The following is a 12176-nucleotide window of genomic DNA, read 5'->3' as shown; positions in this document are numbered from 1 at the left end:
AGTAGCGAATTATATTCGCCCAATACTTTTGAAACATCCTCTTAATCCCCCTTTACCACAAACCAACCCAAAACACCCAACCCCAACAACAAAGGTGTTAACCAATCACCCCAACGCACATATAAAGTTTGTGTTTGCCGGCGATAAATGGTTTCCGCGTGGATTTCATAAGTGTTATATTGCGATCGCCACAATGTTCTACCATGAGGGTCAACAAAGGCTGAATATCCGGTATTTGTAGCCCGCACTGCCCATCTATCGGTTTCAATAGCCCGCATGATATCCTGGGCATGGTGTTGGGCTGACATCGCTGGTGTGTAATGGGCATCATTAGAAGAACTGAGGATAAATTGCCCACCTACCGCAGCTTGACGGCGGAATTGTTCAGGAAATGCAGATTCATAACAAATACCAACAATCGCCCGTCCAAAAGGAGTATCAAAAACTTGATTGGCTGCACCGGGAACTTGATGTTCATCTAGTGGTGATAATCGGGAAATAATTCCGCCGATAATTTCTTCAAAGGGAATATATTCTCCCAAAGGTACTAATTTAGATTTATCGTAACGGCTGATAATTTCACCGTTACTGGCAATAGTAAATAAGCTATTTGTATAACTGCTTTCCCGTTCGCCAAATGCACCAATCCAAGCAACTACGTTTTTTTGTCGCACTGTTGCAACTAAGGAAGTTTTGCTTAAGTCGCGCTGGAAAAAAGGTAAGGCTCCTTCTGGGGTGAGAACTCCATTTACATTTTGTTCTGCTAAGGTTATGTATCCATTGGTGTAACCTGCGATCGCACGACGGTATCCTTCAGGACGCAGTTTAATGATGTTGGGAATATTGCCTTGAATAATTCCTATTTTTAAGGCTGTTTCTGGTGGTTGGGCGATGGGACGAATATATAAAAGAAAACCTAGGAGATGAGAGGTAATTAATAATATTGTGGCTGTTGTTAAATATGGATTAACGAACCGCAGAGACGCAGAGGACGCAGAGGTATTTTTATAGCGGTTATTGCTTGCGTGGAATACACTTTGACCCCACCCCCAAACCCTCCCCGCAAGGGAGGAGGGGAGCAAATGCGGGGTGGGCAATGAAGCAATAACTGCGATGTTTTTTTGGTGATTAATCCAAGCTTCGGCGATTAGGCCGTTGACGGCGACTATTATTGCTGTAATGGTGCTGGTTCCGGAGAGTTGACCAAGATGCAAAATTAGGAGGTTTTGCGGTGATTGGGTGTAAGCTAGGCTACTCCACCACAAGGCTCCTGAACTCCAAAGGCTCTCTAAGCCGCACCAAAGGGCTGTGCCTATAAGTATGCGTAACCAAGGTTTTTGCTTGTCTAGTTGCACCATAGAAGCTGCCCAGACGGATACTAATAACCCTCCCCAGAGGCTGATGAATGCCCAACAGAAGAGGGTTATTAATAAACTTGGGAGCCAGGGAACGCCTAACCAATCCATTGGATGAATGCCGGTTATCCAGGATAGGGCGATGCCGTGGTAGCCGATAGCCCAAGCTAAGGCGAAGGGGACAGGGTTTTTTTTGCTGGGTGCAGATTTCACAACCAACACCCAGAGGGGGGCTAGGGCTATCCAGGCGAGGAACCATGCGCCGATGGGGGCGACGGTTAGCCCCATGAATATGCCGCTAGCGAGGGAAAGTAAAAGGTAAAAAGATAATTGTGGGCTTTTTTCTTTTACCTTTTTACTTTTTACTTTTTCCTTCATTCCACTTCTTCCAATTCGCCTGTATCACCAGTATCGGGGGGAACTATTGCCACGGCGGTTAGTGCATCATCTTCGTCTAGGCGCTGCACTCGCACCCCTGTGGCCGATCGCGATTGTGTGGAAATCGCATTCACCGCTTGCCGAATGATAATACCGCGACTTGTGACCATCATGATCTCTTCGTCGTTGTTGACTATCCGCAGGGTTGCTAGTTGGTCTTTGGTTTTGCGGTTTTTGAATTTGGTGGCCATCAAACCCTGTCCGGCGCGTTTTTGCAATCGGAATTGGGCTACTGGCACACGTTTGCCATATCCACCGACGGTAATCACCAACACCCAAGGGCCGACATTCCCATTACCAGGTACTTCTGCCTCTTCGGTTTCGACTTCGGTTTCGACAATATCTTCGACTTCCGCTTCTGTCTCTGGATTCAAAGTATCCAGGGTTCCCACCAATTCTTCTTCTGTCTCTGGGTTCAAAGTGTCGAGAACTGCTGCGGGTAGGATATCCATCCCCACCAGTTCGTCACCTTTTTTCAGTTTCATGGATTTTACTCCACGAGTTGCCCTACCGAGGGGACGCAATTGTTCGTGGTTGCAGCGGAAGTGAATCGCCATTCCATGACGGGAACCAACGATAACGCTATCTTCAACTCTAGCGCGGCGTACCCAGCGCAGTTGGTCGCCTTCTTCTAAGGAAATGGCAATTAAGCCGTTGGCGCGAATGTGGCTAAAGGCTTCCAATGCGGTTTTTTTGATATTGCCGCCTTTGGTGAGCATGACTAGATATTCTTCATTGGTAAACTCGTCAACGGGGACAATCGAGGTAATTTTTTCTTCTTTGGGAATGGGCAGCATTTGCACAATCGGTGTACCGCGACTGGTGCGGGAACCGAGGGGAATTTGATAGGCTTTTAGGCAGTAGACGACGCCGCGATCGCTAAAAAATAAAACGCTATCGTGATCACAGCAAGTTAAGAAATGCTCGATGTTGTCATCATCTTTAACTTTAGCCCCAGCTTTGCCTCTGGTAGCACGGCTTTGAGCCTCAAAGGTGCTAACGGGCATCCGTTTGATGTAACCGTGTTCTGTCAGCAAAATTAAAGCTTTTTCATTCGCTATCAAATCACGTTCATCAATTTCCCCTTCGGCGTGGGTAATGATTGTGCGGCGGGGTGTGGAGAAGTTAGCTTTGATCACCGAGATTTCGGTTTCAATGATTTCTAGCACTCTCTCCCGTCTGTCCAAGATATCCTTTAAGTCGGCGATCTGGGTTTGTAATTCTTCGTGTTCTAGACGAATTTTATCGGCTTCTAGGGCTGTTAACCGCCGCAGTTGCATTTGCAAAATTGCATCTGCTTGCACTTCCGAAAGTCCATAACTTGTGATTAACTCACCTTTGGCGGTGGGTGCATCGGGGGCATGGCGAATCAAGATAATAATTGCATCTAAATGAGACAGCGCAATTAATAAACCTTGCAACAGATGATCTCGTTCTTCGGCTTTCCGTAGTTGGTAACGGGTGCGTCTGTTAATGGTTTCAATGCGGAAATCGAGGAAGACGGATAAGAACTCTTTCAGGGCGAGGATTTGGGGTTCGCCGTTCACCAAGGCCAGCATATTCGCCCCAAAGTTGGCTTGGAGTGGGGTTTGCTTGTAGAGGTTGTTGAGGACAACACGGGGATAGGCATCGCGCTTGAGTTCGATGACTATTCGCATCCCATCGCGATCGCTTTCATCCCGGAGATCAGAGATGCCATCGATGCGTTTATCATTCACCAATTCGGCAATTTTTTCAATTAGCGCCGCTTTGTTGGTTTGATAAGGCAATTCGGTGATGATAATTGCTTCTTTTTCCGGTCTTCCTCGCTGTTCAATGGTTTCAATGTTAGCGACGCCGCGCATGGTGATGGAACCGCGCCCGGTGGTGTAAGCTTCTTTAATCGCCCCTGTTCCCAAAACCAGCGCCCCGGTGGGAAAATCTGGCCCGTGGATGTACTGCATTAATTCCAGAGAAGTGATTTCTGGGTTGTGAATTAATGCAACTATTCCATCAATCAATTCTCCCAAATTATGGGGGGGAATGTTGGTTGCCATGCCGACGGCAATTCCAGAGGAACCGTTGAGCAGTAACTGGGGGATTCTCGATGGTAGGACTGTGGGTTCTTGTTGGGAACCGTCGAAGTTATCGGCAAAGTCTACCGTTTCCGCTTCGATATCTTGCAGTAGGGCGGCGCTGGTCAGACCTTGCAAGCGACATTCTGTGTACCGCATTGCCGCCGGCGGGTCGTTGTCTACAGAACCGAAGTTACCGTGACCGTTAATTAAAGGCGATCGCATGGAAAAATCCTGCGCCATCCGCACCAAGGCATCATACACAGCCGTGTCGCCGTGGGGGTGATATTTACCCAGCACTTCACCCACGACACGGGCACATTTCCGAAAGGGGCGATCGTGCAACAGACCCAGCTCGTGCATGGCGTAGAGAATGCGACGATGCACAGGTTTGAGGCCATCCCTGGCATCTGGCAACGCCCGACCGACAATCACGCTCATGGCGTATTCCAGATATGAGCGGGACATTTCGTTCCGCAAATCTGTCGGGATAATCCTCTCCTGTGAGGTTGTCATAGCCTAAAAAACTCCAAAAATCGTAGATTTTAGCCTTTCTAGTTGACAAAATACAAAATTATGTCAAATTAATCTTGAATAGTTGCCATATTTAGCTACAATACTAACACAATATAGTCTTTATTTGCCGGGCAAGCTAACTCATCTGTCTTGCCAGATATCTTGTAAGTAAATAATTAATGGTTGCTAATTTGTTAGCCTAAAAAATTGCCAATCTAAACTAAAAAATTTCCTGGTTATTTTAAATTTTTTATTTCTAATTTTTTGCCTCTTCAAGGGATGGTTGGAACTTGAGTTAAGATTTAATTAAAGGAAGAGAGCGGGAAAAAAGCCAATCCCACTGGCAAAGAAAATTTGTTTAATCTGGTAACAGCAAAATGCTCGCCTTGAAGAAGTCATCAGTCTAGTCCGGTGGGTTTTAGTAACTTTGAAATTTAGCCTAATAATAGCAATTTCAGCCCCAAGATAGTGTTTACCCGACAATCTATCTTTTAAGCTAGACCTATGCATTCAGGGAAAAATTGATGAGTAAAAAAACAGTTCCCAACCAAGCTGAAAAGACAAATCCAGAAGATGACGCAGCGGAATTAAGTCCAGAGGTACTTGACAAAATCAAACATCCACCAAAAATGGATGATGTCATTCGGGAACAATCACCCGAAGAACGTCGTGGGAATCAAGCTTTAGTTCCAGAAATGCTAGATCAACCAATCGATGAAATGATCAGTTTTACTAAAGAATAGTCAGGTTAAAATTGCATTCAGTATCCTACTGTAAATCTTTTTTATCCTATGCTGCCAGTCATTTATTCCCAGGAGTTTCTGGATCACCAGACGGGACGCTACCATCCAGAGAAACCAGAACGCTTAACGGCGATCGCTAACGGATTGAAAACATCTGCCTTTGCTGACAAAATTCAATGGCTTACACCTACACCAGCAGCCGAAAGACCAGGGCTGTTGTCTCTGTTGGCAAAAGTCCATACCCCAACCTACATCAGCAAAGTTAAAGCGATCGCCTCAACTGGTGGTGGTTATCTAGATGGTGATACGCCAATTTCTCCCCGCAGTTATGATGTGGCATTGTTGGCGGTAAGTGCTTGGTTGGATGGAGTTGACGCAGTGCTAGCAACGGCAAATCCGGCTTTTGTGTTGGCCCGTCCACCGGGACACCATGCAGAAAGTGATGCGGGTATGGGTTTTTGCTTATTTTCTAATGCGGCGATCGCCGCTTTCTACGCTTTGGAACAACCGGGAATTAACCGCGTCGCTATCCTAGACTGGGATGTACATCACGGCAATGGCACCCAAGCGATCGTCGAAACTCACCCACAAATTGCCTATTGTTCTCTTCATCAGTACCCCTGTTATCCCGGTACTGGTAAAGCTTCTGAACAAGGCTCGCATCATAACTTGTTAAATTTGCCCATACCTCCCGGTAGTGATATTGCCGTATATAAACCACTCTTAGAAAAAAAAGTCATCCCCTTTTTAGCCAAATTTCAGGCAGATTTACTGATTGTAAGCGCTGGTTATGATGCCAATGCCGCAGATCCTTTAGCAAGTATCAATTTGCAACCAGATGATTTTGGTTTATTTACAGAATATTGTTTGGGGCTAACTCGAAAAATTCTCTTTGGCTTAGAAGGTGGCTACGATTTATCAACACTTTCTCAATCAGTTAATGCCACCATTAGACGTTGTTTGTTTTAGCGTATTCTACCTCCCAGCTTGTTCCTGGGAATAGTAAATAGCCGGATAATTTTCATTTTTTAGGGATTCTGTACTCTACGATATTTAAGGTTTGTCCATTCAACTTTGGATGCTCAAATTCCAGAAAAATTTGCCCCCCTAGCTTTTCGGGAATCTTTTTACTGGGCATATTTACTCGATCTACAGGGTAAATCAGATACTCGTAATCTAAATTTTTATCAGCCCATTCCTTGAGGGCAGTAATCGCCTCTAGCCCATAACCGTTGCCATGTGCTGATTTTTTCAGCCAAATCCCAATTTTGGGGTGTTTACTCTTAATATCGAGGATTCCACTACAGCCTAAAAATTCCTGGGAATCTTTCTTGAGAATTACGACTGTGAGATTTTCCCCTCTTTGCATCTTTAGCAAAGATTCATCAATAAATAGTTCGGTTTCCGAAATTACTTGAGGAGGACGGGCATATAAATACGTAGTAATCTCTTCCGTAAATTCTCTAAAAATATCTTCTTTGTATTTCAGCGAGATCGGCTGCAATAATAGGCGATTTGCGGAGATTTCTAAGGATAGTAGTCCCATATTATTTGCTGTGTAATCTGTGATATACTTTACAAGTTTAGCAAGGTTACTCATAAAATTTTCGGTAGATACAACTGCTGCGTTGAGTATTTCTATGTATGTTGTTTAACAATCATGCTGGTCAAATTCATCAAATCTTCAGCAAAAAAGTTTAAGCGATGTTCTGAAGTAGCTAAAGTTTTGTTAAGATGCTATTGCTAGCAGTTTCTCAGCAAAATTCACCTATCTGGGTGTAGAGAAATAAATAGTACTAGCAGCACAAAGTTCAGAGGGTGAAGCAAATGACCACCTATATTTTCTCCGATCATGCCCTACAGATGCTTGTCAATGCCTATTTGATATCAGGAATACTGCTAATCGCAGCTTCTGCTATAGGTTTGGCAGTTATCGAAACAATTGAAAAAACAGGAGAACACTAAAACAAAGCACTTGGTGGTGTATTTTTACCAAAATCATTAAGTGTATATCTCTGCTGCTAATAAATCCTGGCGACACTAAAAGATGAAAGTCTCACAGCGTTACAGCACTACTTGGAAGCCAGAACACAGGTAACTGTACCGCTACTGAGACCCACCTATAGGAGTAACTAAACCGATTTCAGCCAAACTTTAAGTGTTTTTAGTGAAATAGCCAGACAAATTATGCCAGTGATTTTAGTTAAAAGCTGTGGATAAGTTAATCGGGTGATAGTAGAGAACAAGTTGTCTCCATTGCCAAAATTTTTGCAAAATATGAGTAAATAGCGCTGAAAAAAATTGTGCCAAAGAAGTTCAACTCCTTTGGCACTACTTTTGGTGTTATTGTGTGTAACAATATCGACCGCTGTACTTTAATCTTCGCCAAAAATCATCGGGTGCAAGGAATTTTGCCCCCGCACCATTTGCGAACTAACTATCTGCTTTTTGATTATTGGCTCAAAATATTCTATTCTTGGGAATAAATTTGATTAGTATGTCAGGTTTTGCCACTCTATCCCAACTGGTTCAAGTTCTTTTAGCCCAGCCTGTAAACTTATCGGCATCCGCTTTAGCACAATGGGGCAGCGGTATCCAAACAGACACCCGGAAATTGAAACCCGGTGAGGTGTTTGTGGCTTTACGAGGCGAAAAGTTTGATGGGCATACATTTATCCCCACGGCGATGGCTATTGGTGCTTTAGTCGCAATTGTTGATTTTGAATACGATAATCCGGGATTCCCTGTGTTGCGGGTGAAAGACACACTCAAGGCATATCAGCAAATTGCTGGCTGGTGGCGGCAACGTTTGCAGATACCAGTGATTGGGGTAACTGGTTCTGTGGGCAAAACTACCACCAAAGAATTAATCGCCGCAGTTTTGGCAACACAGGGAAGAGTCCACAAAACTTACGGGAATTTCAATAACGAAATCGGTGTCCCGAAGACTCTCCTAGGAATCAGTGCAGAACATGACTTTGCTGTAATTGAAATGGCGATGCGGGGTAGGGGACAAATTGCCGAACTGACACAAATAACCCAGCCGACGATTGGCTTAATTACCAACGTGGGAACGGCGCATATTGAGTTACTGGGTTCAGAAGAAGCGATCGCCGAAGCTAAATGTGAGTTATTGGCCGAAATGCCTGCTGATAGTGTGGCAATTCTCAATCACGACAATCCTTTATTAATGGCCACAGCGGCGAAAGTCTGGACAGGGAAAGTTTTGACTTACGGTTTTTCGGGTGGCGATATCCAAGGGGTGCTAATCGATAACGAAACTGTGGAAGTCGCCGGTATCCCCATCCCACTACCATTACCTGGTCGTCACAATGCTACTAATTTTTTAGCGGCTTTAGCAGTAGCCCAGGTATTAGAAATTGATTGGTCATGCCTGCAAGCTGGTGTGATGGTGAATATGCCGACTGGGCGATCGCAGCGGTTTGCCTTGGCCAATGATGTGCTGATCTTAGATGAGACTTATAATGCTGCACCAGAAGCAATGTTGGCGGCGTTGCATTTGTTGGCAGATACGCCAGGAAAGCGGAAGATAGCGGTATTGGGTGCAATGAAGGAATTGGGAGAGCGATCGCCACAGCTGCACCAACGAGTTGGGGAAACGGTACGAAAGTTGAATTTAGACGGGTTGTTGGTTTTGGTTGACGGTAACGATGCCGAAGCGATCGCTAAAAGTGCCGTGGGTGTACCATCGGAGTGCTTTGTCACTCATGCGGATTTGCTGGCAAGGTTAAAAACATTTGTGCAAGCAGGCGATCGCCTACTATTCAAAGCTGCCCATTCAGTAGGATTGGATCGAGTTGTCAATCAGTTGCGTGCAGAATTCCCCAGTTAACTTTTCGCTAATTTAAATCTGAAAGAGTCCCGTAGCTATACAGACAAAACCTGCAAGGCAAGGGTTTCAAATTATTTGCGTCCTTGTCTTGCGGACTTCGCTCCAAGTGTCGCGACTTATAGTCGTCTGGCATCAACGCTCCCATGAGATTCGCTATATTAGTCTTTTTGTGAGACATAATTCAAGTAATTACGACTGTCACTCCTCACTCACGTAAAGAGTTTTCATGTGAATGGAATACATATCTTTTAGAGACGTTGCATGCAACGTCTCTAAAGTGTATTCTAATCAATCGAAAACTACTGTCAACAGAACTTAGCTATTATCCGCTCATTCATTTACGGGCTAGCCCAAGGTTTTTGCCTAAATTAATCGATTTATTGTCAACTTAATTACTAGGCTAAAGAAATAAACAGACGCAACTCTATTAATTATGTCTAAACAATCAATATCAAAGGCTTGATTTAACAGATTCCATTTGAAATGATCAGAAATAAGATTAGACAAAACTCAGTCTAATCTTGCTTTTGATTTAAAGAATTCCTGCTTGAGAACAAAGGAGAAACCCTCATGGCTGCTATTCAATTATCTGAACTACGTCTTGCTGGTTACGATCTATTGCAAGATTCTGAAAGCTTTCTCGATGAACTAGCTTCTGAAGAAATACAAAATATCGTGGGAGGCCATTATTCACATGGTAGATCCTATTACGACCGCTCTCACCACGATTACTCCCACGGTTATTCCAAACATGGCGGTTGGTATTAATCGAACTAATATAAGTTATTAGCAGTTAGCTAACAGCTTATTTAAGAAGTTGGGAGAGTAATCATAATTACTCTCCCACTTTTTTGATGCTTTTTTGTCAGTTATTTCAGTTAAGCCAGATTTAGAACTCTCAATTACTTTATTTATTCAGAAAACAAATCTGAAAAAACTGAAGTCCAATTGCAGTTGCATTATTTCTCTAACAACCGAATCTTGGTAAATAGGTAATAGCTTAAATACAGCAGATTGCAGGTAAATGAGGTACAAATATAACTAATAAAACTCTTGTGGGGTAGTCCGAAAAGCCTGCCCTTGTGTACCTCACTCAGATGAAATGTGCTGTAACACTACTTCCAAAGAGAAACTAATTGCGGGGAAACTTTGCGAAACAGAATTATTCCCAAATTAGTCAGTAAACAAGTGACTGCTAGCGACAATAAAATATAAGTAGGAGGCATTACCACGCCAATTATGAACCAAGTATAGACATGCATGATCATCACAAAAGCGAAAATACTAGCAATTCCAGCAGCTTGCCATACTTGATGTGTAGGACGGCGTAGTACGGTGAGAATAATAGTTAATGATGTGGTAAGTATGTTTGCTGGCACAAGGAATGCACAAATACTTACGCAGTTGCCACGGGAAAATTCAGCTAAGGAATGGAAATCGAACATCAATTTGTTTGTGGGGATAATGTTAACTTAGTTATTAGAGATTTAATATTTTTTTATATAATTAGAATCTACATTAGCATTGATGTGAGTACTCACATCGTTATTTTAACATAAATTTAATAAATTTGCCAGCTAAAAATTTGGAGCAAATATGGTGGGGAATGCCCACCATAGCAAAATTAACCCATCAAAATCACAGTATCGATAACGTGAATTACGCCATTATCAGCTACTATGTCTGCTGCTAAAACAGTGGCATTTTTGACTTCAAAACCATTAGCGCAATCAATTCTAATGGGTGAGCCTTCCACAGATTTAACCGTACCAAGTTTTGCCAAATCAGCCTGCAAGAGCTTACCTGGAACGACATGATACGTTAAAATCCGTGCTAGCTGGGGAATGTTCTGCAACAGAGTTTTTATAGTTCCCGGTGGTAACTTGGCAAAAGCATCATCAGTTGGTGCAAACACAGTGAATGGCCCAGGACTTTTTAATGTCTCCACTAAACCAGCAGCTTGAACAGCCGCCACCAAAGTTTTGAAGGAATCAGCACCAACTGCAATATCAACAATATCAGCCATTGATTTCACCTAATCTCTGCCAAAGATTTTAAAGGATAGTCAACAGTTTTAACTTTTATTAATCCAATGGCTATTGTAATATCGCCTTATGATGTTCTTAAGAAGATTCCTGAATAAATTAAATGTCCGAGCGCACATACGCAATCCTGGGAACTGGTGCATTAGGCGGTTTTTATGGTGCCAGACTGCAAAAAGCAGGTTTAGAAGTCCACTTTTTGCTCAAAAGTGATTACCCTGAAGTCAGCCAAAATGGTTTAGTCGTCGAGTCTAAAGACGGTGACTTTACCCTCCCCCAAGTCCACGCTTACAGCGACGTGGCAAAAATGCCAAGGTGTGATGTCGTGGTGGTAGCGCTGAAAACAACGCAAAACCACTTGCTCCCACAGCTATTACCACCCGTTATTAAAGAAAATGGGGTGGTGTTGGTATTGCAGAATGGACTGGGTGTGGAAGAGGAAGTTGCCCAAATTATTAGCGGTGTCAGCGTTATTGGTGGGTTATGCTTTCTGTGTTCTAATAAAGTGGGCCCAGGATATATCCGCCACCTAGACTATGGACATATTACTTTGGGTGAATATGACTCTAACTATCACCCCACCGGGACTACAGACAAGATGCGGCAAATCGCCGAAGACTTTAACAGCGCTAATATCCCGATGGAATTAGTTGAAGATTTACTGCTGGGACGGTGGAAAAAACTGGTGTGGAACATCCCCTACAATGGATTGTCTGTAATTCTCAACGCGACAACAGACGAATTAATGGCAGATATCTACACTCGCAAGTTAGTTGAACAGTTAATGTATGAAGTTGCCGATGGGGCAAAAAGTACTGGACGCATTATCCCCGATAGCTTCATTCAAACAATGCTTGATTACACTGTGAAGATGAGGCCTTACCGCACCAGCATGAAGATTGACTACGATGAACGCCGTCCCTTGGAGGTTGAAGCAATTTTTGGCAACCCATTACGCAAAGCACAAGCAGCGGGTGTGAATTTACCGCAGATTAGTTGTGTATATCAACAGTTAAAGTTTCTGGATGCCAGAATTAATTTTAGTCCTCTTGCTAAGGAGAATTTTCAGAAAATGTAACCACAGATAAACACAGATGAACACAGGCAATTAAGAGGGTAGGAAGTTTTCCAGTTCAGCCTGTAAGCTACACCAACAAAAATAAAACAGTAATCCT

The 12176-nt window shown here is 43.4% G+C and carries 11 protein-coding genes; 6 read left to right on the top strand and 5 right to left on the bottom strand.

The window, feature by feature from the left end; genetic code table 11:
- Window positions 1-41: 41 nt before the first annotated feature.
- Window positions 42-1733, bottom strand: coding sequence for an apolipoprotein N-acyltransferase (gene lnt / locus CYLST_RS04650; RefSeq protein WP_015206551.1), 1692 nt, complete (start codon window positions 1731-1733; stop codon window positions 42-44).
- A complete protein-coding gene (gene gyrA / locus CYLST_RS04645) occupies window positions 1730-4363 on the bottom strand; it encodes a DNA gyrase subunit A (RefSeq protein WP_015206550.1) in 2634 nt (877 codons plus the stop codon). The genes lnt and gyrA overlap by 4 nt, the downstream gene beginning before the upstream one ends.
- Window positions 4364-4887: 524 nt before the next feature.
- Here gyrA and CYLST_RS04640 point away from each other — a divergent pair.
- Both CYLST_RS04640 and CYLST_RS04635 read left to right on the top strand, forming a co-directional pair.
- Entirely contained in the window at window positions 4888-5106 is a 219-nt protein-coding gene (locus CYLST_RS04640; protein WP_015206549.1) for a hypothetical protein, read from the top strand.
- A 48-nt stretch (window positions 5107-5154) separates the two neighbouring features.
- Window positions 5155-6075, top strand: a complete 921-nt coding sequence (locus CYLST_RS04635; protein ID WP_015206548.1) for a histone deacetylase family protein — start codon at window positions 5155-5157, stop codon at window positions 6073-6075.
- A gap of 52 nt (window positions 6076-6127) precedes the next feature.
- On the opposite strand, the gene CYLST_RS04630 is transcribed toward CYLST_RS04635, so the two are convergent.
- Complete coding sequence (locus tag CYLST_RS04630) at window positions 6128-6706, bottom strand: GNAT family N-acetyltransferase (protein ID WP_015206547.1); 579 nt, start codon at window positions 6704-6706, stop codon at window positions 6128-6130.
- A gap of 227 nt (window positions 6707-6933) precedes the next feature.
- On the opposite strand from CYLST_RS04630, the gene CYLST_RS35075 reads away from it, so the two are divergent.
- The 3 genes from CYLST_RS35075 to CYLST_RS04615 all read left to right on the top strand — a co-directional run bounded on the left by CYLST_RS35075 (window position 6934) and on the right by CYLST_RS04615 (window position 9727).
- A complete protein-coding gene (locus CYLST_RS35075) occupies window positions 6934-7071 on the top strand; it encodes a hypothetical protein (RefSeq protein WP_015206546.1) in 138 nt (45 codons plus the stop codon).
- A 532-nt stretch (window positions 7072-7603) separates the two neighbouring features.
- Window positions 7604-8959 carry a UDP-N-acetylmuramoyl-tripeptide--D-alanyl-D-alanine ligase gene (locus CYLST_RS04620; protein WP_015206545.1) on the top strand — a complete coding sequence of 452 codons (1356 nt, stop codon included), beginning with the start codon at window positions 7604-7606 and terminating at the stop codon, window positions 8957-8959.
- Between the two features lie 570 nt (window positions 8960-9529).
- On the top strand, window positions 9530-9727 hold the full coding sequence (locus CYLST_RS04615; RefSeq protein ID WP_015206544.1) for a hypothetical protein: 198 nt from the start codon (window positions 9530-9532) through the stop codon (window positions 9725-9727).
- Window positions 9728-10074: 347 nt separating this feature from the next.
- Here the strand turns inward: CYLST_RS04615 and CYLST_RS04610 are convergent, their stop codons facing one another.
- Both CYLST_RS04610 and CYLST_RS04605 read right to left on the bottom strand, forming a co-directional pair.
- Entirely contained in the window at window positions 10075-10404 is a 330-nt protein-coding gene (locus CYLST_RS04610) for a hypothetical protein (RefSeq protein ID WP_015206543.1), read from the bottom strand.
- A 179-nt stretch (window positions 10405-10583) separates the two neighbouring features.
- Complete coding sequence (locus CYLST_RS04605) at window positions 10584-10985, bottom strand: fasciclin domain-containing protein (protein WP_015206542.1); 402 nt, start codon at window positions 10983-10985, stop codon at window positions 10584-10586.
- A gap of 122 nt (window positions 10986-11107) precedes the next feature.
- Here CYLST_RS04605 and CYLST_RS04600 point away from each other — a divergent pair, with 122 nt between their 5' ends.
- Window positions 11108-12079, top strand: coding sequence for a putative 2-dehydropantoate 2-reductase (locus tag CYLST_RS04600; protein WP_015206541.1), 972 nt, complete (start codon window positions 11108-11110; stop codon window positions 12077-12079).
- Window positions 12080-12176 lie beyond the last annotated feature (97 nt).

This window comes from Cylindrospermum stagnale PCC 7417 (genome assembly GCF_000317535.1).
In the GTDB taxonomy this organism is placed as follows: domain Bacteria; phylum Cyanobacteriota; class Cyanobacteriia; order Cyanobacteriales; family Nostocaceae; genus Cylindrospermum; species Cylindrospermum stagnale.
Note: the sequence above shows the minus strand (reverse complement) of the source record. Positions and strands in the feature narration are given on the sequence as shown.

Coding starts and splice junctions, on each gene's coding strand:
- lnt (WP_015206551.1), bottom strand. CDS start 1,733: ATGAAGGAAAAAGTAAAAAGTAAAAAGGTAAAAGAAAAAAGCCCACAA.
- gyrA (WP_015206550.1), bottom strand. CDS start 4,363: ATGACAACCTCACAGGAGAGGATTATCCCGACAGATTTGCGGAACGAA.
- CYLST_RS04640 (WP_015206549.1), top strand. CDS start 4,888: ATGAGTAAAAAAACAGTTCCCAACCAAGCTGAAAAGACAAATCCAGAA.
- CYLST_RS04635 (WP_015206548.1), top strand. CDS start 5,155: ATGCTGCCAGTCATTTATTCCCAGGAGTTTCTGGATCACCAGACGGGA.
- CYLST_RS04630 (WP_015206547.1), bottom strand. CDS start 6,706: ATGAGTAACCTTGCTAAACTTGTAAAGTATATCACAGATTACACAGCA.
- CYLST_RS35075 (WP_015206546.1), top strand. CDS start 6,934: ATGACCACCTATATTTTCTCCGATCATGCCCTACAGATGCTTGTCAAT.
- CYLST_RS04620 (WP_015206545.1), top strand. CDS start 7,604: ATGTCAGGTTTTGCCACTCTATCCCAACTGGTTCAAGTTCTTTTAGCC.
- CYLST_RS04615 (WP_015206544.1), top strand. CDS start 9,530: ATGGCTGCTATTCAATTATCTGAACTACGTCTTGCTGGTTACGATCTA.
- CYLST_RS04610 (WP_015206543.1), bottom strand. CDS start 10,404: ATGTTCGATTTCCATTCCTTAGCTGAATTTTCCCGTGGCAACTGCGTA.
- CYLST_RS04605 (WP_015206542.1), bottom strand. CDS start 10,985: ATGGCTGATATTGTTGATATTGCAGTTGGTGCTGATTCCTTCAAAACT.
- CYLST_RS04600 (WP_015206541.1), top strand. CDS start 11,108: ATGTCCGAGCGCACATACGCAATCCTGGGAACTGGTGCATTAGGCGGT.